The 21,684-nt window shown below is 71.7% G+C and carries 22 protein-coding genes; 11 read left to right on the forward strand and 11 right to left on the reverse strand.

The genetic code is table 11. The features are described from left to right. Position 1 precedes the first annotated feature (1 nt). The 3 genes from ACH0BZ_RS05880 to ACH0BZ_RS05890 all read left to right on the forward strand — a co-directional run bounded on the left by ACH0BZ_RS05880 (position 2) and on the right by ACH0BZ_RS05890 (position 4,298). Positions 2-2,590: an MMPL family transporter gene (locus tag ACH0BZ_RS05880; RefSeq protein WP_406897043.1), complete on the forward strand. Its 2,589-nt coding sequence runs from the start codon at positions 2-4 to the stop codon at positions 2,588-2,590. Between the two features lie 65 nt (positions 2,591-2,655). Beyond that, on the forward strand, positions 2,656-3,924 hold the full coding sequence (locus tag ACH0BZ_RS05885) for a YbhN family protein (protein WP_406897131.1): 1,269 nt from the start codon (positions 2,656-2,658) through the stop codon (positions 3,922-3,924). Further along, positions 3,921-4,298, forward strand: coding sequence for a DUF3054 domain-containing protein (locus tag ACH0BZ_RS05890; RefSeq protein ID WP_406897044.1), 378 nt, complete (start codon positions 3,921-3,923; stop codon positions 4,296-4,298). Before ACH0BZ_RS05885 ends, ACH0BZ_RS05890 begins: the two co-directional genes overlap by 4 nt. 230 nt (positions 4,299-4,528) lie before the next feature. Here ACH0BZ_RS05890 and ACH0BZ_RS05895 read toward each other — a convergent pair whose 3' ends face one another. The 3 genes from ACH0BZ_RS05895 to ACH0BZ_RS05905 are packed head-to-tail and all read right to left on the reverse strand — an operon-like array spanning position 4,529 to position 6,698. Then, positions 4,529-5,146 (reverse strand): TetR family transcriptional regulator, encoded by a 618-nt coding sequence (locus ACH0BZ_RS05895; RefSeq protein WP_406897045.1) that lies wholly within the window; start codon positions 5,144-5,146, stop codon positions 4,529-4,531. A gap of 59 nt (positions 5,147-5,205) precedes the next feature. After that, on the reverse strand, positions 5,206-5,961 hold the full coding sequence (locus ACH0BZ_RS05900) for an ABC transporter permease (protein WP_406897047.1): 756 nt from the start codon (positions 5,959-5,961) through the stop codon (positions 5,206-5,208). Continuing rightward, complete coding sequence (locus ACH0BZ_RS05905; protein WP_406897132.1) at positions 5,958-6,698, reverse strand: ABC transporter ATP-binding protein; 741 nt, start codon at positions 6,696-6,698, stop codon at positions 5,958-5,960. Before ACH0BZ_RS05905 ends, ACH0BZ_RS05900 begins: the two co-directional genes overlap by 4 nt. Positions 6,699-7,154: 456 nt before the next feature. Between ACH0BZ_RS05905 and ACH0BZ_RS05910 the strand changes: the two genes are divergently transcribed. The 7 genes from ACH0BZ_RS05910 (at position 7,155) to ACH0BZ_RS05940 (ending at position 13,310) form a co-directional block, all read left to right on the forward strand. Beyond that, positions 7,155-7,430, forward strand: a complete 276-nt coding sequence (locus tag ACH0BZ_RS05910) for a hypothetical protein (RefSeq protein ID WP_406897048.1) — start codon at positions 7,155-7,157, stop codon at positions 7,428-7,430. Between the two features lie 289 nt (positions 7,431-7,719). Next, positions 7,720-8,232, forward strand: coding sequence for a DUF4395 domain-containing protein (locus tag ACH0BZ_RS05915; protein ID WP_406897049.1), 513 nt, complete (start codon positions 7,720-7,722; stop codon positions 8,230-8,232). A 79-nt stretch (positions 8,233-8,311) separates the two neighbouring features. After that, complete coding sequence (locus ACH0BZ_RS05920) at positions 8,312-8,776, forward strand: hypothetical protein (protein ID WP_406897050.1); 465 nt, start codon at positions 8,312-8,314, stop codon at positions 8,774-8,776. 80 nt (positions 8,777-8,856) lie between these two features. Then, the gene (locus ACH0BZ_RS05925) at positions 8,857-10,893 is read left to right on the forward strand and encodes a M13 family metallopeptidase (protein WP_406897051.1); all 2,037 of its coding nucleotides are present in this window, start codon (positions 8,857-8,859) and stop codon (positions 10,891-10,893) included. A gap of 250 nt (positions 10,894-11,143) precedes the next feature. Then, positions 11,144-11,296 (forward strand): hypothetical protein, encoded by a 153-nt coding sequence (locus ACH0BZ_RS05930; protein ID WP_406897052.1) that lies wholly within the window; start codon positions 11,144-11,146, stop codon positions 11,294-11,296. Between the two features lie 17 nt (positions 11,297-11,313). Further along, positions 11,314-12,354, forward strand: a complete 1,041-nt coding sequence (locus ACH0BZ_RS05935; RefSeq protein WP_406897053.1) for an esterase/lipase family protein — start codon at positions 11,314-11,316, stop codon at positions 12,352-12,354. 2 nt (positions 12,355-12,356) lie between these two features. Further along, complete coding sequence (locus ACH0BZ_RS05940; protein ID WP_406897054.1) at positions 12,357-13,310, forward strand: esterase/lipase family protein; 954 nt, start codon at positions 12,357-12,359, stop codon at positions 13,308-13,310. A 104-nt stretch (positions 13,311-13,414) separates the two neighbouring features. On the opposite strand, the gene ACH0BZ_RS05945 is transcribed toward ACH0BZ_RS05940, so the two are convergent. The 8 genes from ACH0BZ_RS05945 to ACH0BZ_RS05980 form a co-directional block, all read right to left on the reverse strand. Next, a complete protein-coding gene (locus tag ACH0BZ_RS05945; RefSeq protein WP_406897055.1) occupies positions 13,415-14,473 on the reverse strand; it encodes an ABC transporter ATP-binding protein in 1,059 nt (352 codons plus the stop codon). Between the two features lie 90 nt (positions 14,474-14,563). After that, entirely contained in the window at positions 14,564-15,892 is a 1,329-nt protein-coding gene (locus tag ACH0BZ_RS05950; RefSeq protein ID WP_406897056.1) for an ABC transporter substrate-binding protein, read from the reverse strand. A gap of 70 nt (positions 15,893-15,962) precedes the next feature. Further along, on the reverse strand, positions 15,963-16,805 hold the full coding sequence (locus ACH0BZ_RS05955; RefSeq protein ID WP_406897057.1) for a carbohydrate ABC transporter permease: 843 nt from the start codon (positions 16,803-16,805) through the stop codon (positions 15,963-15,965). Further along, entirely contained in the window at positions 16,802-17,755 is a 954-nt protein-coding gene (locus ACH0BZ_RS05960) for a carbohydrate ABC transporter permease (RefSeq protein ID WP_406897058.1), read from the reverse strand. Before ACH0BZ_RS05960 ends, ACH0BZ_RS05955 begins: the two co-directional genes overlap by 4 nt. Before the next feature lie 156 nt (positions 17,756-17,911). Then, positions 17,912-18,826, reverse strand: coding sequence for an Ig-like domain-containing protein (locus tag ACH0BZ_RS05965; protein ID WP_406897059.1), 915 nt, complete (start codon positions 18,824-18,826; stop codon positions 17,912-17,914). 45 nt (positions 18,827-18,871) lie between these two features. Beyond that, positions 18,872-19,804 carry an Ig-like domain-containing protein gene (locus ACH0BZ_RS05970; protein ID WP_406897060.1) on the reverse strand — a complete coding sequence of 311 codons (933 nt, stop codon included), beginning with the start codon at positions 19,802-19,804 and terminating at the stop codon, positions 18,872-18,874. A 236-nt stretch (positions 19,805-20,040) separates the two neighbouring features. After that, positions 20,041-20,937 (reverse strand): hypothetical protein, encoded by an 897-nt coding sequence (locus ACH0BZ_RS05975; protein WP_406897061.1) that lies wholly within the window; start codon positions 20,935-20,937, stop codon positions 20,041-20,043. Between the two features lie 9 nt (positions 20,938-20,946). Continuing rightward, positions 20,947-21,108: a hypothetical protein gene (locus ACH0BZ_RS05980; protein ID WP_406897062.1), complete on the reverse strand. Its 162-nt coding sequence runs from the start codon at positions 21,106-21,108 to the stop codon at positions 20,947-20,949. On the opposite strand from ACH0BZ_RS05980, the gene ACH0BZ_RS05985 reads away from it, so the two are divergent. After that, positions 21,107-21,664 carry a DUF2020 domain-containing protein gene (locus ACH0BZ_RS05985; RefSeq protein WP_406897063.1) on the forward strand — a complete coding sequence of 186 codons (558 nt, stop codon included), beginning with the start codon at positions 21,107-21,109 and terminating at the stop codon, positions 21,662-21,664. The two genes, ACH0BZ_RS05980 and ACH0BZ_RS05985, sit on opposite strands and share 2 nt — an antisense overlap. The last annotated feature ends 20 nt before the right edge of the window (positions 21,665-21,684 follow it).

Consider the following 21,684-nt stretch of genomic DNA (forward strand, 5'->3'; position numbering starts at 1 on the left):
CGTGTTCAACTCACTCGGGCGGTTCGTCGCCCACCGCCGCGTCCTGGTCCTGGTGGCCTCGGTGCTCGTCATGGCGTTCCTCGCCCTCGCGGGCAACCTGCTCGGCAAGCCCTTCGGGCAGGGCGGCTTCGAGGACCCCGAGAGCGGCTGGGCCACCGCCGAGCGGCTCGAGCAGGAGGCGTACGGGCGGGACGCGCTCGGCGACGTCGTGGTCAGCTACCACGCCCCGCCCGGCGTCACCGTCGACGACCCGGCCTTCCTCGACCTCCTCCGGATCTCCCTCGACACCATCCGGGAGAACCACCCGGACGAGGTCACCGGCGTCACCAGCTACGCCCACAACCGGGCCCCGGCGTTGGTCAACCACGACGAGGGGATCGCCGTGGCGTCGATCCAGATCGCCGGCGAGGATGAGGAGATCCTCGAGAACTTCCGGGTGATCGAGGACGAGATCCCGCCGCCCGGCATCGAGACCGACATCGCCGGCCTCCAGCCCGTCGCCGGGGCGCTGCAGGACGGTATGGACGCCGACCTCGTGCGCGCCGAGCTCATCGCCCTGCCGCTCGTGTTTATCCTGCTCGTCGTGGTGTTCGGCGGCGTCGTGGCCGCGTTCCTGCCGGTCGCGATCGGCGTGCTCACGATCCTCGGCTCCCTCGGCGCGCTGCACCTGCTCTCGCTCGTCACGCCGGTCAACTCGTTCGCCCAGAACGTCGTGACCCTCATCGGCCTCGGCCTGGCGATCGACTACGGCCTGTTCGTGGTGAGCCGCTTCCGGGAGGAGTTGGCGGAGGGCTATCCGCCGGACGCCGCAGTCCGCCGCGCCGTCGCCACCGCCGGGCGGACGGTCGTGTTCTCCGCCGTCATGGTGGGCGTCACGCTCTCCGGCCTGCTCATCTTTCCGCAGGACTTCCTCAAGTCCGTGGCCTACGGCGCGATCGCCGCCGTGATCCTCGCGGCCGTGCTGTCGGTGACCCTCCTGCCGGCCGTGCTCGTCCTGCTCGGGCCGCGCGTCGACAGGCTCGGCATCAAGCGCCTCCAGCGGCACCGCACGCGCGAGGAGGTGGAGAACGGGCTGTTCGGGCGGATCGCCGACTTCTCCATGCGCCACCCCGTCGCCGTCGCCGTGCCCGTCGTCGTGGTGCTCGTGGCGCTCATCATCCCGTTCTCCGGCGTCAAGTTCGGCGGCATCAACGAGACCTACCTGCCGCCCGACAACACCACCCGCGTCGCGCAGGAGGAGTACGACCAGAACTTCCCCGGCACGCGCACCGACCCGGTCAAACTCGTGGTGATCGGCTCCGACCCGCAGTCGCTGTCCCAGATCCGCAACGCCGCCAACGAGGCCCCGGGGCTGACGGGGCCCTTCCAGTTCGCCCGGTCCGGCAAACAGGACGCGCAGGGCCGCGACGTCGTCGTCCTCCAATCCGGCCTCGTGGACCGCAACTCGCCGACACCGACCGTCGAGTACCTGCAGACGTTCCCCATCCCCGCCGGCACCGACGTGTACGTGGGCGGCAACCCCGCCATGGAGGCCGACTCGGTGGACGCACTCATCGACGGCCTGCCGTGGTTCGTCCTCTACGTCCTCGTGGCCACCACGCTGCTCATGTTCCTGGCCTTCGGCTCACTCGTGCTGCCGATCAAGGCCGCGCTCATGAACCTGCTCGGCCTGGGTACCACGCTGGGCATCCTCACGTGGATCTTCGTCGACGGCCACGGCGCCGGCTTCCTGGGCTTCACGCCCGGGCCGCTGACCTCGCCTGTCGTGGTGCTGCTCATGGCGATCATCTACGGCCTGTCCACCGACTACGAGGTGTTCCTCGTCTCCCGCATGGTCGAGGCGCGCTCAAGGGGGGCGAAGACCGCCCAGGCCATCCGCAGCGGCGTGGCCAACACCGGCCGGATCATCACCTCGGCCGCGCTCATCCTGATCGTGGTGACCGGCGCGTTCGCGTTCTCCGAAATCGTGATGATGAAGTACATCGCGTTCGGCATGATCGCTGCGCTCATCATCGACGCCACCGTCATCCGCATGCTGCTCGTGCCCGCCGTGATGCAGATGCTCGGCCACGACTGCTGGTGGGCGCCGAAGTGGATGAAGCGCATCCAGGAGCGCATCGGCCTGGGCGAGGCGGAGATCGACGACGAGCCAGAGCTCCTGACCCCCGTGGGCGGCCCGCACGTGGCGCCCCGGGGCGAGGCCGACCGGGCCGTCGCCGCGGAGGAGCCGACCTCGCCGATCGCGGCTCCTGCCGCCGGGCCCACCGCGGGAACGGCCGCCGGGTCCACGCCCGTCGCCGTGCTCGATCGGGAGGACGAGCCGGAGGCGCGGTCCGAGCCTGCGCCGCGGCCCGAGCGCGAGCCTGAGCCCCTGCCCGAGCCGGAGGCCGAGCCCCTGCCCGAGCGCGAGCCTGAGCCCCTGCCCGAGCCGGAGGCCGACGTCGAGCCCGAGGCGCCGCAGCGGACACGCCGTGCGGGCGAGGGCCAGAAGATCGCGGCCACCGACCTCATCGCCCGCCTGCGCGCCGAGCGCGAGCAGGCGCGGCACCTCGACGCGGACCGGCCCGGCGGCCGGGGCGACGAGGGGTGACAGCCCGGCCGGACCGGAGTGTGGTCCGGAGATCGGGGCGCGGCGGCGACTATGGTGACGGCGTGATGGGGACCCGGCGGGCCGATCTGCGCCACCGACTCGGCCGGGTCGTGTCCAATCCGTGGTTCAAGGCGATCGCGACGCTCGCCGTCCTGGGCTTCGTCCTGTACTGGCTCCGCGGGCAGATGCCGTTCTTCGCCGAGGGCTTCTCCGCCGTCGTCCGCCCGCACTGGGGCTGGATCGCCCTGTCGCTGGTCTTCTCGTACCTGTCCATGTCGAGCTACGGCTCGGTCCAGAAGATCCTGCTGGGCTCGGCCGGCGTCAAGGTGGGGTACTGGGAGAGCGTGGGTCTGGTCTTCTCCGCTAACGCCTTTTCCACCTGCATCCCCGGCGGCCAGGTGTTCGGCACCACGCTCACCTACCGCAAGACCCGCCAGTGGGGCGCGACGCGGGTCGTGGCGTCGTGGCAGCTCGTCATCTCCGGCGTGCTCTCGACCGTCGGCATCGTGCTCCTGGCCCTCCTCGGCTTCTTCCTCGTGGGCACCGTCTCCAACCCGTTCCTGCTGGTGTTGTCCGCGCTCGGGCTCGTCGGGATCGTGGTGGTGGTCCAGTGGGCGGCGCGGAACCCGGACCGCATCGAGGGCGCGCTGCTCTCGGTGCTCGCCTGGGTCAACGCCCGGCGACGCAAGCCCGTCGACCACGGCGCCGAGGGCGTGCGCAAGGTGGTCGAGCAGGCCGAGGCCGTGGACATGACCAAGAGTCAGCTCTCCAAGGCCTTTGCGTTCTCGCTGCTCAACTGGGTCGCGGACATCGGCTGCCTGTGGGCGGCCGCCAACGCCGTGGGTGCGCAGCACAGCATCGGCGGGCTGGCCATCGCCTACGTCACCGGCAAGATCGTGGCCACCGCGCCGATCACGCCCGGCGGGCTGGGGACGGTGGAGTTCGCGCTCATCACCGCCCTCACGGCCGGCGGCCTCGGTGCTCACCAGGCGTTCGCCGCGGTGTTCGTCTACCGCATCGTGAGCTTCGTCCTGGTGGCGCTCGTGGGCTGGGTGGTGTTCTTCCTCTTCTACCGCGGCGTCGCGGACATGGACCCGGACACGGACGACTACGGCGACGGCCGCCCGTCCGCCGACCCCGACGCACCCGGGGGCCCCGGCGACGAGCGGCGAGAGACCGCGGCCCCGGCCTCGGCGGCCCCCGCACGGCCGACGGCGTCTCCCACCTGGCCCCTGACACAGCCGTACTGGTCCGGCCCGATCCGGTTCCGCCGCCCTGCGGAGGGCGCAACGGAGCACCGCCGGGACATGAGCGACGACGAGAGAGGCGGATGAGCCCGATGGCCCCCTTCCTGGTGTTCCTGATCGATGCCGTGCTCGTGGTGGTCTTCTCGGCCTTCGGCCGGGGCGCCCACTCGGAGGGCCTGGGAGTGGCGCAGATCTGGGGGACAGCGTGGCCGTTCCTCCTGGCGTTGCTGGTCGGGTGGGTGGCGGTCCTCGCGACGCGGCGGGTACCGACCGCCGTGTCCACGGGCGTGATCCTGTGGCTGACGACGCTGGCCGGCGGCATGACGGTGCGCGGTCTCAGCGAGGGCGGGGTGCCCCACTGGAGCTTCATCCTCGTGGCAGGTCTGGTGACCGCGCTGTTCCTCATCGGTTGGAGACTGCTCGCCCTCGCCGTCAAAAAGCGTCGCGCACACGCACACTGAGGCCGGGCCTGCGCGGGAACGCGTTGACGGCCCCAGGGGTGCGGACTACTCTTTCCCACCGAGGCTGTGCTGGCCTCTCCCGAGCGGGAGGACTGGGAATCATCCTGCTCAACCGATCCCGACGACTCCCCCTTGTCGCCGAGGTCACGACGAGCCGCCGCCGGCTCCGGGCCTCCGGGCCCGCGGTCGGTGGCGGCTCGTGCGTCCTGCCGGCCGTGTGATGTCGCCGGTCAGTCCGTCCGTCCCTCCAGGTGGCGCTGCAGCGTCGGGCCGATCGCCTCCGCCAGTTCCTCGACCCCCAGCGCGGTGAGTGCCGGCATCCGCAGGAACCGGCGGCCCACGACCGCGCCGATCAGCTGTGTCACGGTGAGGGCGATGCGGCGTTCGGCGTCTGGGTCGGTGATCGCCGGCTCCCGATCCCGGAGCCGCTCGAGCAGGACCGGGTGGGCGGCCGAGAGCAGGAAGTCGGAGATGACCTCGCCCCGGTCGTCGGCGAGCACGGTGCGGAAGGTGGCGGCGAGCCCCTCGCCGACGGGCGAGTGCCACAGCGTGAGGACGGCTGCGGCGAGGGTGCCGCCGAGCGTCTCGAACGGTGCCTCGCGCAGGTGCGTCCGGACCAGCTCGGGGTCCACCGGGATCTCGACGGCGGCCAGGAACAGGTCCTGTTTGCTGCCGAAGTAGTGGTGGACCAGCGCGGGGTCGCAGCCCGCCTGGTCGGCGACCGCACGGACGGTCGTCCCCCGCAGTCCCCGCTCGGCGAAGATCCGGCGCGCCGCGTCGAGGATCTGCGCCCGGGTGTCCTCCCCGCCGGGGCGGCGCCCGGGGCGGCGGGAATCCTTCGTCGTCACACCCTCATACTGGCCGATCCGCGCCGCACCCGCGCACACAGCCGCACGGACCCGGACACCTACCCGGAGCGGCGCCGCAGGGTGGCCGAGGCCAGCGCCACGGCGAGCAGCCCGAAGCCCAGGAGGATCGCCGCGGCCGTGCCGTAGGAGGCGGTGAGATCGGCGTGCTGCCGCACCTCGGCGAGGGCGTCCACGGCGTAGGACATCGGCATGAGGGCGGACAGTGCGTACAGCCAGTCGGCCATCTCCTCGCGCGGTAGCAGCAGGCCGCAGAGGAAGATCTGCGGCCCGATCACGATGGGCATGAACTGCACGGCCTGGAACTCGGTGCGGGCGAAGGCGCTGGCCAGCAGCCCCATGGACACGCCCACGATCGAGTCGAGGGCGGCCACCAGCACCACGAGCGCCACCGAGCCCTCCACCTGCACGCCGAGCAGCCAGAACGTCACCGCCGACAGGATGAGCGACTGGACCACGGCCGCCACGGCGAAAGCGGTGGTGTAGCCGGCCACGAGGTCGCCGCGGCGCAGCGGGGTGGTCATGAGCCGCTCCAGGGTGCCGGTCGAGCGCTCGCGGAGCATGGCCACCGAGGTGACGAGGAACATCACCAGCATGGGCAGGACGCCGAGCATGTTCACCGCGATCCGGTCGAACATCCGCGTCTGCCCGGCCGGCACGGGGACGTCCTTGTAGAGGAAGTACAGCAGCGTGAGCAGGATCGTGGGGACCAGCAGGATCAGTGCGACGGTGCGACGGTCGGCGAGCAACTGCAGCCCGATCCGGCGGGTGGTGGCGAGGTAGGTACGGGGATTCATGCCGCGCTCCCGGTGTCGTCGGCGTCGGCGATGACGGCGAGGAAGGCGTCCTCCATGTTCCGGTGGCCGGTCCGCTCGTGGAACTCGACCGGCGTCCCCGAGCCGACCACCCGTCCGGCGCGCAGGAGCAGGATGTCGTGGCACCGGTCGGCCTCGTCCATGACGTGGCTCGAGATCAGCAGGGTCGTGCCACCCTCGGAGAGGTCGCGGAACCGCTCCCACAGGGCGACGCGCAGGACGGGGTCCAGCCCGACGGTGGGTTCGTCGAGCAGGAGCAGTTTGGGCTCGGCGACGAGCGCGCAGGCCAGCGACACGCGGCCCCGTTGCCCGCCGGACAGGTCCCGCACCCGGGCGTCGGCCTTGTCGGCGAGGTCCACGGTGGCCAGCGTCTCGGCGACGGTGCGGGCCGGACGCCCGTAGAGGGCGGCGAAGTAGGCGACGTTCTGCCGGGCAGTGAGGTCCGCGTAGACGCTGCGCGACTGGGTGACATAGCCGACGCGGTCCCGCAGCCGGCGGTCCCCGGCGGGCAGGCCGAGCACGGTGGCCGTGCCGGTGTGCCGTTGGACGCCCGCGAGGGCGCGCATGAGGGTGGTCTTGCCGCCGCCCGAGGGGCCGAGGAGGCCGGTGATGCGGCCGCGCCGCACGGCGAACGACACCGAGTCGAGGATCCGGGCGCCACCGAGGTGGACCGAGAGGTTCTCGACCCCGACGGCCAATTCATCAGATGGTGAATTCATCATGTGGTGAATTGTGTGGCTGCCGGGCGGCGGGCGTCAAGGGGGTGGGGGTTCGACGGCGCGGGGTCCGCCTGCGGCGGCGGGCCCGGCCGGGGCGGCGGGTCCGGCCGGGGTGGGGACGGGCGGCCGGGTGCCGCCCTCCTACGGGGAAGTCGGGCGCGCGCCGGCCGCCTGTCACCTGTCATATCGGCAGTGCGCGTGGGGGAGTTACGTTTCCGGGCTGGCGGGGCGGCCACTCTGGAGCGTGCGTTCAGTTCCGCGGCCCGCATCTCGGCAGGGTGGCGTGACGTGGCCTGATCCGGCGGCCGGGCGCAGCCGGGATGTCCGAACGGGGGTGAATTGAGTGGCGGGGGTCACAGGTTCATCACAACCCGTAACACGCAGTCCCACCAGTTCGATGGGGTCATTTCCTCGCTTACGCTGGTGACGTCACACCAGCACCAGCGGGAGTCCCTCATGACCGATGCCACCATCGACCTCACCACCCCCGCTTTTCGTCACGCTCTCGTCACGGAGACCGACGGCCCGGAGGACGATCCCGTCCTCGAGGTGTCCGTCAACGAGACCGTCGTGCTCGACGCCTGTGGCGCGAGCCGAGGGGCCCCGGAACTCGTGCTGCGGACCGGCCCCGAGGGCATCGTGCTCACTGACCGCGACCAGGTGCTCCAGCTGCAGGCCGTCATCAACCGGGCCGTCAACCAGTGGCGCGACGCGGCCACCCACCTGCCCTGATCACTCCACCCGGCCAGGGTGGGCGCACCCGGCCGCTGGCCCGCGGTTGGTCGGCGGGGCTTGATGGTTGGTCGACAGTTTTCGCGAGGATCCCGGCCTTGGACGCGTGAGGCATTCACCGAACTCTGCGGAGCGTTCACCAAAGGGCTGAGCGAGAGGGGGAGGCGGGTCGGGTGACGGTGCGCACGGCGGAGGAGGTCCGGCTGGGCGCCCCGCGGGGTCGGGGCGTAGGATCGACGACGACGTAGACAGATCGGTCTACCGCGTGTCGCGATCGAGGAGCCGCCCCATGAGCCTGCGCGAGGTTTTCGCCTTCCCGGAGGTCGTCAACGACTACGCCGCCCGCTGCACGGCCGCCCTGGTCGTGACGCTGGCCGTGGCCACGATGCTCGCCCCGCAGCCCGTTCGGGTCTGGCTGGCCGTGGCGCTCGTGGTGGGCTTTGTCCTCCGCGTGGCCGGCGGCCCCCGGTACTCGCCGTTCGGGCGCCTGTCGGTGCACGTCCTCGCGCCGGGCGTGGCCGCCGAGCCGAAGCTCGTCGCCGGCCGACCCAAGCGCTTCGCGCAGGCGATCGGCCTGGTCATGTCGGCGACCGTGCTCGGCCTGCTTCTCGCGGGCCTCACCACGGCCGGGCTCGTGCTGCTCGGGGTGCTCGTGGCCGCCGCCCTGGCCGAGGCCGCGCTCGGCTTCTGTCTGGGCTGCTGGATGTACGCGCAGCTGCAGCGGGCCGGGGTGGTCGCCGATGACGCCTGCGTCGAGTGCGCCGACATCTGGGCGCGGCCGGGGATGACGGCGCGGGGCTGACACCACGCGGCCGGCGCAAGCGGGACCGGCACGGGACCACGGGTCGAGAACCGAGCGCGACCGGGGATATCCTGGGGGCATGACGACGCCTCCGCCCAGCCCGGAACCCTACGAGGGATACAGCGACTCGCCGTACGGCGACCAGCCGTACGGTCAGCCCGGCTACCAGGCCGGCTACGGTCAGCCGCCGTTCGGCCAGCCGGGTTACGGTCAGCCGGGATACGGCCAGGCGCAGTACGGCCAGCCGGGCTACGGGATGCAGCCCGCCTTCGGCCAGCAGTACGGGATGCAGCCGTACGGCCCGCCGGTGGCCCGCAAGGAGCCGGCCCTCAGCCTGTTGGCCTCGTTCTTCCTCCCGGGCCTGGGCACCATCCTCAACGGCGAGACCGGCAAGGGCGTCGGCCTCCTCATCGGCTCGTTCTTCGCCGCCATGTCGATGGCCATCATCATCGGGTTCGTCATCTACCCGATCCTGTGGATCTGGGGAATGGTCGACGCCTACCAGGGCGCGCAGAAGTTCAACGCCCGGCACGGCATGGTCTAGGACGCTCACCGGCGGTGGGTGGTCGGCCTCGTCGTCGTCACCCCCGCGGCGGCGCCCCGCGCCTTCCGTAACCTGGTCGCATGACCGTCACCGAGACCCCCACCGGCACCCCGCGCCCCTCCGGCCTGGACCTGCAGTACGTCGACGCCGCGGTGCGGCCGCAGGACGACCTCTACACCCACGTCAACGGCACGTGGATCCGCGAGCACGTGATCCCCGCGGACCGGCCGATCGACGGCGCCTTCCTCGTCCTGCGCGACCTGTCCGAGGAGCGGGTGCGCGACATCATCACCGACGCGCCGGTGGATTCGAAGATCGGCGCCTTCTACGCCTCGTTCATGGACACCGACGCCGTCGAGGCCGCCGGCGTGGGCGCGCTCGCCCCGGACCTCGCCGAGGTCGACGGCGCCGCCGACGCCCACGCCCTCGCGCTGGCCATGGCGCGGCTCGAGCGGGTCGGCGTGGCCGGGCTCATCGGCGCCTACGTCAACAACGACGCCAAGAACTCCACCCAGTACATCCTCTACCTGGTGCAGTACGGCATCGGCCTGCCCGACGAGTCCTTCTACCGCGAGGAGCAGTACGCGCCGATCCGCGAGCAGTACACGGCGCACGTGGCGCGGATGCTCGGGCTCGCCGGGCTGGTGGGCCCCGGGGAGGGCACCGGTGACGGTTCCGGGGGCGACGACGAGGCCCGCCGACGCGCCGAGGGGATCGTCGCGCTGGAGACCCGGATCGCCGCCGCGCACTGGGACGTGGTGGCCCGCCGCGACGCCGACAAGACCTACAACCCCGTGACCTGGGACGAGCTGCCCGAGCTGGCGCCCGGCTTCCCGTGGCACGACTGGGCGCGCGAGGTAGGCGGCTCCGAGGAGACGTTCGGGCGGCTCGTCGCCATGCAGCCCGACTTCCTCACGGCCGTCGCCGCGCTGTGGGACTCCGAGCCGCTCGAGACGTGGCAGGACTGGTTGCGCTGGCGGATCATCGGCTCCCGCGCGCCCTACCTACCGTCGGCGCTGGTCGAGGAGGACTTCCGCTTCTACGGCACCACCCTGTCCGGCACCGAGGAGATCAAGGCCCGCTGGAAGCGGGGCGTCGGCGCCGTCGAGGGCGCGCTCGGCGAGGAGGTGGGCAAGGCGTACGTGGCCCGCCACTTCCCGCCCGGGCACAAGGCGCGCATGGAGGAGCTCGTCGATAACCTCACCGACGCCTACCGGTACTCGATCGAGCGCCTGCCGTGGATGACCCCGGCCACCCGGGAGAAGGCATTGGCCAAGCTCGCGCAGTTCACGCCCAAGATCGGCTACCCGGACGAGTGGCGCGACTACTCCGCGCTCGAGGTGCGGCCCGACGACCTGCTGGGCAACGTGCGCCGGTCCGCGGAGTTCGAGCACGCCTACGAGTTGGGCAAGCTCGGCGGCCCGGTCGACCGCGGCGAGTGGCACATGACCCCGCAGACCGTCAACGCCTACTACAACCCGGTGATGAACGAGATCGTCTTTCCGGCCGCCATCCTCCAGCCGCCGTTCTTCGACGTCGACGCCGACGACGCCGCCAACTACGGTGCGATCGGCGCCGTGATCGGCCACGAGATCGGCCACGGCTTCGACGACCAGGGCTCCAAGTACGACGGCGAGGGCAACCTCGTGGACTGGTGGACCGACGAGGACCGGGCCAGCTTCGGCACCCGCGTCGCCGCGCTGATCGACCAGTACCAGGGCCTGACCCCCGAGGGCCTGGACCCCGAGAAGGACCACGTCAACGGGGCGTTCACCGTGGGCGAGAACATCGGCGACCTCGGCGGGCTCACCATCGCGCTGCTCGCCTACCGGCTCTCGCTCGGGGAGGGCGGAGCGCCGGCCGAGGGCCCGGACGTGGGCCCGGAGATCGACGGCATGACCGGCATCCAGCGGCTCATCACCTCGTGGGCGATCGTGTGGCGCACCAAGACCCGCCCCGAGGAGACCGCCCGCCGCCTCGCCGTGGACCCCCACTCGCCGCCGGAGTTCCGCTGCAACCAGGTCGTCCGCAACCTCGACGACTTCCACGCGGCCTTCGACGTGACCGAGGGCGACGGCCTGTGGATGGCCCCCGAGGAGCGGGTGTCCATCTGGTAGCGGGCGCTCGGCCCCCGGTGTGCGCTGAGTCTTGTGAGCACGACACAGCGCCCGGCCCTCTCGCTTCGTGCGCATAACCGCACCGGATGCGCCGTGATCGCCGACATTCGTACGGGTATGGGCACGAAGAGTGCGGGGGAACGAATCGTGCGGGGGGCACGGACGGCCGACGGAGCCGGCCACGCCGGGACACCGCGGCGATCCCACCGATCCGCCCGCCCGGGCCCGCCGCGCGCGGCATGATTCCGACATGGGACTCGTGCGCTCCGTCTCCGCCCGTGCCGCGGCGGTCGCGTTCGCGGTGACGGGCGCGGCCTCCGCCAGCGGCCTGGCCTACCTGCACTATGCGCTCTCGCCCGAGCGCCCCGTCCCGGTCCCGTGCCTGCCGGCGGGGAGGAACTGAGTGGAGACAGAGAAGAGATGACGACGACGAGCTCGCCGACGACCAGCTCGGCCCGCCGCCGGGGCGTCCCGACCCGCCTCGCGACCCTGGTGACGGGTGTGGCGATGGCGCTGACCACGGCCCTGACGGGCGGCGCCGGGGCCGCGGGCGCGCAGCCGGCGACCGACCCCGACGTCCGCGCGCCGCTGCCCGTCCCACACACCTTCCTCACGGGCGCGGCCATGGCGATCACCGAGCCCGGCGCCGCGCTGCCGGGGGCCAACGACTGGTCCTGCCGCCCGAGCGCCCACAAGCCGCGGCCGGTGGTGCTGGTGCACGGGACGATGGGCGGCGGGACCACCAACTGGGCCACCTACGGCCCGCTGCTGCACAACGAGGGCTACTGCGTCTTCACGCTCACCTACGGCGCGATCCCCGGCGCGCAGTGGCCGGTGCGAGAACTGGGCGGGTTGTCCGACATCCGTAGAGTGTCGGTGCCGCAGGTGGCGGAGTTCGTGGACCGCGTCCTCGCTGCGACCGGGGCCGAGCAGGTCGACCTGGTGGGCCACTCGCAGGGCACGCTCGTCTCGGGGCTGGTGGCCAAGCTCGAGCGGCCCGGGGAGGTGGGCACCGTCGCGTCGATCGCGCCGCTGTGGGAGGGCACGGGCGAGCTGCTCAACGACCACGTGCTGGACCACCTGCCCGAGGGCCGCGCCCAGGCCGAACAGTTCCTGCCGCCCGTGCTGGAGCAGATGTTCCCCGGCTCGGCGCTGCTCGCGGAGCTGTGGTCTGACGGGACCCCGTACGCGCAAGGGGTGCGCTACCTCAACGTGGCGACGCGCTACGACGAGGCGATCTGGCCGTACACCTCGGGCCTGGTCCCCGCGCCCGCCGCGCCCGGCTACGATGTCCGCAACGTCGTGGTCCAGGACGGCTGCGAGCAGAACCTCTCCGAGCACGTGGCGATCGCCGCCGACCCCCGCGCGGCCGACTTCGTGCTGGCCGCGCTCGACCCCGACACCCCGCGCGAACCTCGGTGCGTGGCGATCGCGCCCGTGCACGGACCGACCGGATCGTAGCCGTGCCGACGGTGGGGCGGGGGATCGTGGCGCTGGTCGCGGCGGCTGTCCTCGTCGTCGTGACCCCCGGGCTCGTCTCCGCGCAGGACCCGGGCGTGCCGTGGCGGTGGTGGGACGGTGCCGCCCACCAGCTCACCCACGGCCTCGCCGACCCGCCTGGGCTCAACCGCGACGACTGCCGGCCGTCGCCGCGACACCCGGTGCCGGTGGTCGCCGTCCACGGCACGGGTCTCAACGGCGGCAACTCGTGGGCGACGGTCGGGGCAGTGCTGGCCGCGGAGGGTTTCTGCGTGTGGGCGCCCACCGTCGGCGCGCCGGCGCTGCCGGGCCTGTCGGGGGCGCCGGGCTCGCTGGGCGGCCTCGACTCGCTCACCGGTGCGACCGCGCCGCAGCTCGCGGCCGAGATCGACCGTGTCCGGGCCCTGACCGGGGCCGCGCGCGTGGACCTGGTGGGGCACTCGCAGGGGGCGGTGGTGGCGGCGTACGTGGTGGCGGTCGAGCGGCCGGACGCGGTGCGCACCGTCGTCACGCTGGGCGTGGACCCGGCGCGCTTCGGCGAGGGGCCGCCGGAGTTCGTGGCGGCCGCGCTGGGTGTGCTCTCGGCCGAGACGTCGAGGCGCGACATAGAGGCGAACCTCGCCTGGCGCGGCGCCGACGGCATCCCCTACGCCCGTGGAGTCCGATACGTGGCGATCGTGTCCGACACGGACGAGTTGACCGGGCCCGTATCCGCACCCGAGGTGCCCGCGGACGTGCGGCTGGAGGTGCTCCGGCTGCAGGACGGCTGTGAGGCCGACCGGTCCGGCCACCTCGCCGTGCTGGCCTCGCCTCGGGCGGTGGATCTGGTGACCGACGCGCTGGGTGAGGGCGCAGGCGCAGACTCGTCGGCCCGGCCGCCGCGGTGCGTGCCCGCCGACGGCGTCGTGGGCGTGCTCGCGCCGGTGGGGCCGCGCTGACGGGCCTTGCGCTGCCCCAGCCCCGGAATGCACAACACCAGCACGGGGTCTACTCGGCCGTGGCCGTGCTCATGTTGGGCTGACCGGCGGCAGCGGCGGCGGATTCAGTCGAGGCGGTCGCCGGAGTCGAGGTCAAAGGCGAGGACCTCGGATTCGACAGGCGCGACGCGGATCGTCGCGCCGACGGTGGTGCCCTGGCGGCGGTCGAGGCGCACGCAGATGCGGTCGCCGCCGACGGTGTGGCCGTACGCGTACGACTCGGCGCCGAGCTCCTCGACGAGGTCCACCTCGAGGTCGAGGCCGGGGGCGGACTCGCTGACGGGGTGGAGCGCCTCGGGGCGTGCGCCGACGGTAAGGCGCTCGCGGCCGGCTGCCGGGACGGGAACCTCGGCGGTGCCGAACAGCGCACGGCCGTCCTCGACGCGGGCCTCGAGCAGGTTCATGGCGGGGGTGCCGATGAAGCCGGCGACGAAGGCGTTGACGGGCCGGTCGTACAACTCGCGCGGCGCGGCCACCTGCTGCAGGATTCCGTCCTTGAGCACCGCGACGCGGGAGCCCATGGTCATGGCCTCGACCTGGTCGTGGGTGACGTACACGGTCGTCACGCCGAGCCGCCGCTGCAGGCCGGCAATCTCGCCGCGGGTGGAGACCCGGAGCTTGGCATCGAGGTTGGACAGCGGCTCGTCCATGCAGAACACCTTGGGGCGCCGCACGATCGCCCGGCCCATCGCGACGCGCTGGCGCTGGCCGCCGGAGAGCTGGGACGGCTTACGGTCGAGCAGCGGCTCGAGGTGCAGGATCCGCGCCGCTTCCTCGACCTGCTTGCGGGTGTCGGCCTTGTTGACTCCGGCGTTGCGCAGGGCGAAGCCCATGTTCTGGGCGACGGTCATGTTGGGGTAGAGCGCGTAGTTCTGAAAGACCATGGCGACGTCGCGGTCGCGCGGGGCGACGCCGGTGACGTCGCGGTCGTCGATGAGGACACGGCCCTCGTCCACGGGCTCGAGCCCGGCGAGCATCCGCAGGCTGGTGGACTTGCCGCACCCCGACGGGCCGACGAGCACGAGGAACTCGCCGTCGGCGATGTCGATGTCGAGCGAGTCGACCGCCGGGGCCGCCCCCTTGTCGAAGCGGCGGGTCGCGTGGTCGAAGCGGACGGTGGCCATGGTCTCTTCTTGACTCCTTCGGGGTTGCGGCTGGTGTGCAGTGGCCCCCGTTATCACAGGGGCCACTACACACCGGCCGCGCGGCGCCTACTAGTTGCCGAGCTTCGGCTTGATCTGACGCTCGATGATGTCCGCGGTCTCGTCCTGGACCCGCTGCATGGTCTGGCGGACGTCGGCGCCGCCGAGGATGCTGTCGAAGGCACCGCCGATCCGACGCCCACCGTTGGGCACGAGCACACGGGCATTGTCCTGCGGACGCGTGTGCTCGAGCTGCTCGATCGCGGTGACCGCCTGAGGGGTCTCCTTCAGGTAGTCCTTGATCTCCTGGGCCTCGCGGGCCGACTTGCGGACCGGCATGTAGCCGGTGCCCTGGGCGAACTTCGCCGTCGACTGGGTGTTGGTCAGGAAGTTGATGAACTTCATGGCGTTGAGTTTGCGCTCGTCCGAGATCCCGGCCGGGATCGCGACGCCGGCGCCGCCGGTGGGGCAGGAGTCCTTCTCGGCCGCACCGGGCAGGAAGGCGGTGCCGAACTCGAAGTTCGCGTTGGCCTTGGCGGTGGCCAGTGACCCGGTGGAAGCCAGGGCGCAGGCGGCGAGGCCGGAGCCGAACTCGACGATGGAGTCGGCCGACACCACGAGGAAGCCGTCGTCATTGAGCTTCTTGACGTACTCCATGCCGCGGATGGTGGCGTCCTCGGTGAAGGTCGGCTCCCAGTCGCGGGAGAACGCGCCGTCGTGGTCCCAGATGATGTTCTGGCCGGTCCAGTCCATGTAGTTGGAGCCGTCGTACATCGCGATGGCGTGCTTGCCGCCGCCGATGGCGTCCTTGAGGCGCGGGGCCCACTCGGCGAACTCGTCCCAGTTCTCGGGGCCGCGGTCGGGCAGGCCGGCCTTGCTCCACACGTCCTTGTTGTAGTAGAAGAGCGGGGTGGAGCGCGCGAAGGGCACGCCGTAGTTGTTCTCCTCGAGGACGTAGTCGCCGAGCAGGGCGTCCACGTAGTCGTCGGTGTCCACGCCGGCCTCGTCGAAGAGGTCGCCCAGCGGGGCGAGCTGGTCGTTGAGCGCGAAGTTGAACCAGGTGACGTCGGAAACGACGACGACGTCGGGCAGGTCCCCGCCGGTGAGCGCCGCGTTGAACTTCTGCGCGACCTCCTCGTAGTTCTTGCCGGCGTCGACGAGGTTCACGGTGAGGTCCGGGTTCTCGGACTGGAACGCCTCGATGATCTCGGTCTCGAGGTCCTTGGAGTCGCCGGGGTGGTTGGACCAGAAGGTGATGGTGCCGCCGCCACCCTCCCCGCCGGAGCCGCCGGAGCCGTTGCCGCCGGAATCGGACCCCGTGCCCGCGCAGGCACCGAGGGTGGTGGCGGCCGCGCCGACGCCGATGACGCCGAGGAAGCCGCGACGGGTGATGGGATTCATGCGGATCGATCCTTTCGGTTGTGCCGGCGCTGATCAGCTCCGGCGGTGGTGGGGAGCAGTGCGGTTCGGGTCAACCCTTCACCGCGCCGGAGGTCAGGCCCTTGATCATGTGGCGCTGGAGGACGAGGAACACGACGAGGATGGGCGTGATGGTGAGGACGGTGGCCGCCATGACCATGGGCCAGTCGGTGTAGCCGCCGTCGGTGTTGACCAGGCGCGCCAGGCCGACCTGCAGGGGCGCGACCTTGTCGTCGGAGGCGATGAGGAACGGCCACAGGTACTCGTTCCACTCGTTGACCACGGTGATCAGGGCAAAGGCGACGAGCGTCGGCCAGCTCATCGGCAGCACCACGCGGAACAGCAGTTTGAGGTGGCCGCAGCCGTCGATCCGTGCGGCCTCGATGATCTCGTAGGGCAGCGTGAGGAAGTGGTTGCGCATGAGGAAGGTGCCGAAGGCGACCCCGGCGAGCGGGATGATGATGCCCTGGAACGTGTTGATCCAGCCGAGTTGGGCGACGAGCGCGTAGTTGGAGATCACCGTGATCTGGTTGGGCACCATGAGCGCGGCCAGGACCGTCATGAACAGGATGCTCCGGCCGGGGAAGCGCAGGAAGACGAACGCGTAGGCGGCGAGCACGCCGAGCGTGATCTTGATGACGCTGAGCAGGCCCGTGATGACCAGCGAGTTGGTGAAGTACCGGAGGAACGGCACGGTGGAGAGCACCTGCGGGTAGGCCTCGGTCGAGATCGGGTTGGGCCACCAGATCGGAGGCTGCACGTACACCTGGTTGTCCGGTTTGAGCGAGGTGATGACGACCCAGAACAGCGGCAGGCCGATGACGAGCAGGACGAGCGCCATCACCGCGTAGCCGGCGACCTTGGCGGCCGTGGAGCGGCCCTGGATGTTGTTCATCGCGCGTTCCTGTCCATGACGCGGACCTGCAGGTAGGTGATGACCAGCAGGATGAGGAACATGATGGTGGCCACCGTCGCGCCGTAGCCGGCGCGGAAGTTCTGGAATGTCTCCTGGTACACCTGGTAGACCATCGTGGTGGTGGCGTTGCCCTGGGGGCCGCCGCGGGTCATGACGTAGATGATGTCGAAGACCTGCAGCGAGTTGAGCATCACCGTGATGGACAGGAAGAACGTGGTGGGCCGCAGCATCGGCAGGGTCACCGAGCGGAAGGTGGTCCACCGGCTCGCGCCGTCGATCTCCGCCGCCTCGTAGAGCTCGATCGGCTTGGCCTGCAGGGCCGCGAGGTAGATGACGAACGAGTATCCCAGGTTCTTCCAGATGTAGGTGATGGTGATCATCGCCAACGCCCAGTCCGGGTCCTGGTAGAAGTTCGGCACCGGCAGCCCCACCATCGTGAGCAGCGCCGAGATCATGCCGAAGCGCGGGTCGAAGATGAACTGGAAGGCCACGCCGATCGCGGCCCCGGCGATGACGAACGGTGCGAACACGGCGGAGCGGACGACGCCGCGGCCGACGAGCTGCTGGTCGAGCAGCAGCGCGAGCGCCAGGCCGAGGACCATGGAGCCGACGACGGCGGAGACGGTGAAGATGCCCGTGTTCCGCAGGATCAGCCAGCTGTCGTCCCGCCCGAACCACTCGATGTAGTTGTCGAAGCCGATGAAGGTCGAGGTGGGGGAGGAGATGTTCCAGTCGAAGAAGCTCAGCCGGATGTTGTCGATCAGCGGCCGGTAGGTGAAGATCCCGAGCAGCGCGAGGTTGGGCAGGACCAGCGCGAGGAACAGCAGCTTCTCCCGTCCGCTGCCGCCTCGACGCCAGGGCGACGGCCGAGTGCGCTCGGCGGGCGCGACGGCCGGTTTCTCGGCCGACGGGGAGGGGGAAGTCTGCACAGGGTAAGCCTCGACGTGACGGGTGAACAATTTCCTATTGGACGATAGACCACGGGTTGCCTGCTCAAGACGAAACGGTACAGGTGTGGAAATAGCCGTGGGCCCGCACCGGCTGGCGGTGCGGGCCCACGATCCGGGCGGTACCCCGGGGGCGCCTCAGTAGTTCCAGTCGCCCTGGCCGTCGAAGGCGCCGAAGGGGCGGCCGGGGCCGTTCTTGACGATGATCGGGTCGCCGTTGCGGGTGTTGTCGTAGTACCAGCGGGCGTCCTCGGGGCTGACGTTGATGCAGCCGTGCGAGACGTTGCGCACGCCCTGGTCGGCGATCGACCACGGGGCGGAGTGGATGTAGATGCCGTCGTAACTCATCCGGACGGCGTCGTTGACGATCGAGTCGTACCCGCCGTCCGCGATGCGCAGGCCGAAGGCCTCGGAGTTCATGCGTACCTCGCGGCCGCGCTGGCCGGTGTAGTAGATGCCGTTGTAGGTCTCCCAGCCGGCGCGCCCCGCCGAGGCCTTCATCGTCCGCACGTGCTGGCCGTTGCGGGTGACGGTGATGAGCTTGGTGTTGTCGTCGAACTCGGCGACGAGCGCGTCGCCGGTGCGGAAGGACTGCTGGCGCTTGCCGCCGGCCCACACGGTGACAGAGGAGTTGGCGGGCCAGAAGTGGTGGGGCCGCCAGCGCACCTCCGTGTCGCTGATCCAGTAGAACTTGCCGGACACCGCCGGCTCGGTGCGGACGCCGAGGGTGGCCTCGGCGCGCGCCCGGTCGCGGATGGGGCGGTCGAAGAAGAACATGACGGGCTGCGCCACGCCCACGGTCTCGTCGGGGGTGGGAAAGATGCTCACGCCGCCGTACTCGGCGTCGGGCCGCTCCGGGCCGAGCACCGGATAGGTGAGGACCGGCAGGCCCGGCACTGGCGGCACCGGGGCCGGCGCGTTCTCGAGTTGCGGGATGCCGGGCGGGCTGATCGGCATGACCGACTGGGCGCCCGCGGCCGGGGCGAGGCCCAGGACGAGGGCGAAGGCGGCGAGGATCGCGGCCGGCGCCGAGAACCGGGAGGTGCGGGTCATGGGGTCTCCTCGGGGAAGCGTGGGGGTGTGTCCAGGCTAGACGGTCTAGTAGTTCCAGTCGCCCTGGCCGTCGAAGGCGCCGAAGTGGCCGCCGGTGGTGCCCTTGACGATGAAGGGGTCGCCGTTGCGGGTGTTGTCGTAGTACCAGCGGGCGTTCTCGGGGCTGACGTTGATGCAGCCGTGCGAGACGTTGCGCACGCCCTGGTCGGCGATCGACCACGGGGCGGAGTGGATGAAGATGCCGTCGTAGCTCAGCCGCACGCCGTCGTCCACCACCACGTCGTAGCCGCCGGCGTCCTGTGCGAGGCCCCAGGTGGAGGAGTTCATGTGGACCTTCCGTGCGCGCCAGCCGTTGTAGTAGATGCCGTTGTAGGTGGGGTAGGCGTCCCGGCCGGCGGAGGCGGGCATGGTGCGGACGACGTGGCCGTTGCGGGTGACGGTGACGGTCTTGGTGGCGTTGTCGTAGGTGGAGACCACGGCGTCACCGGTCTTGAAGACGCGCTCGCGCCCGCCCACCCAGACGGTGACCGAGGTGTTTGACGGCCAGAAGTGGTGGGGACGCCAGCGCACCTCCGTGTCGCTGATCCAGTAGAACTTGCCGGCCACCTCGGGGGCGGTGCGGACACCGATGGTGGCCTCGGCGCGGGCGCGGTCCCGGATGGGCTTGTCGAAGGTGATCATGACGGGCTGGGCCACGCCCACGACCTCGTTGTGCGTGGGGAAGATCGACGCCCACGAGTACTCGGGCGCGGGGCGCGGCGGTGCGGGGGCGGGCACCGTGACGACGGGGGTCTGGACGCCGGGGATGACCGGGGTCCACACCGGCGCTGTCTCGATCGCCGGGATCTCGCTGCCGGCGGGGATCTCGCTCCCGACAGGGACTCCGGGGAAGGGCTGGGCCGAGGCGGCGGGGGTGAGCCCGGCCACGAAGCCGACGGCGGCGAGCAGGGTCGCGATGAGACGGGACCGGCGGGACATCGTTCTCCTCGTGCGGGTGGTCGAGCGGCAGCACTTTGGTCACACGCATCACACGCGCAACATCAGTCACACGGTACCGCGTGGGGTGGCGATGTGTATATCGCACGCACAGCGAGTTCTGTGACACCGTCCGGACCCGCCGGGGGAGGACGTCCAACGGGTGAGCAGGGATCGGCTCGCCACGCACCGCGGATCCGGGCCACGCGGGTCCGGGTGCCCGTGAGAGCCGCTTCACCTCAGCCGAGGATCTCCAGGGCCAGCCGGTGCGTGGCCTCGAGGGCGCGCGCCTCGGACACGGGGGTGCGCGGCACCTCGGGGCGGACCATGGCGACGTGCCAGAGGTCGCCGTCCGCGACGAGGATCGTGTGGACTTCGACGCCGCCGCCGGCCGGGGTCGCCACGCAGTCGATGTACGCGGTGCCGAGCTCCGGCTGGGCGGGCGCGGGGGCGCGCTCGGCGGCGGGCGGGGCGCCCTCGACGGGCGGGGCGGCGGAGCCGCGGACCTCGGAACAGGCGTAGCGGGCGCCGAGCATCGCGGCCTGATCGGCCAGCGCCGGGGCCGCGCCACCGGCGGGCCTGATCACCCCGGCGGCGACGGTGTCCGGGACCCTCGCGGGGGCCTCCGGGTCGTCCGGGGCGGTCGTGGTCGCGTCGGTGCCGCCGAGACCGGCCGGTCCGGGCGTGGGGGCGGGCCAGGTCGTGGGGGCGCCGGCCGCGGCGAGTCCGTTGGCGATGGCCTCCGCCTGGGTCGCGGCTAACCGCTCGGGCGAGCCCGGCCCGCCGTAGGTGCAGATGTCGGCGAGGTCGCCGTCGCCGACGGGCTCCACGTCCGGCATGTCGGCGCCGGTGAGCTCGATGACGCGGTCGGTGGGCAGGTCGAGCAGCTCACAGGCGGCCCGCCGTTCCGACTCCGGCGGCCGGTCCGCGATCATCGCGGCGGCGACGTCCGGGAGCGGCTGCGGGGTGAGGCGGGTGGGTCCCGCGTCGTCGCCGGAACCCTCGCCGGCCGAGGCGCACGCGCCGAGCCCCAGGAGCAGGGCCGTGGCGGCAAGCGGGGCGAGCCGCGCGGCGCGGCCGCGGGGCGGGCGGGCGACGTGGCCGCCGCGGACGGGGCGGGGTCGCGGGAGGAGCATGGTCCGATCCTACGATGCGGGCTCGCGGACGGATTCGGTGACGGCGACGGAGCACTCCCGGAGCAGCCGGGCGACCGCGGTCGAGAGGGGCACCGTGCGGTCGGTGAGGAACTGGTCCACGGCCTCGTCGTCCGGGGGGCGTCCACCGGCGAGATCTATCCTGGTGGGCATGGAACCCACCGTGCGCCGCCTCGTGTCCGCCCCCGTCGCCGCCCTCGCGGGCCTGGTCGTCCTCGCCGGCTGCGGGGCCGACGACGAGGCGGGCGAGTCCACGATGGGCACGATCCGGACCGCGCCCCCGGAGCCACAGGAACAGCCGGTCCCCCAGGTCGAGCCGCGCGTCGAGGCGGACTGCCCGTACCTCTCCGCGGACGAGGCCGCCCAGCTCAACGGGGAGCGGGTCACGCAGGTGCGGATCGACGACCAGATCGACCCGCCCGCCTGCTTCTTCTCCAGCGCCGACGGCACGGTGCAGCTCACCACCACCGTGTACACGCTCGACTCGGCCGAGGAGGCCACCCGCCTCGTCGACGAGACGGCGCCCCCCGGCGTGACGGACCGCTCGGACGTCGAGGGCGGCTGGACCGGCGGCCGCTCGGGCGGGCCGGGCGGCGCGCTCGTGGCGCTGGCGCGCGGGGAGCAGGTGCTGGCCGTGCAGTCCACGCAGGAGCAGTCGGTCAAGGCGCAGCGGGTCGCCGAGCTCGTGGCGCCGCGGATCGCCGACTGAGCGGAATCACCGACTGTGGG

Origin of the sequence: Dietzia sp. 179-F 9C3 NHS, assembly GCF_045369825.1 — a bacterium.
Taxonomy (GTDB): Bacteria; Actinomycetota; Actinomycetes; order Mycobacteriales; family Mycobacteriaceae; genus Dietzia.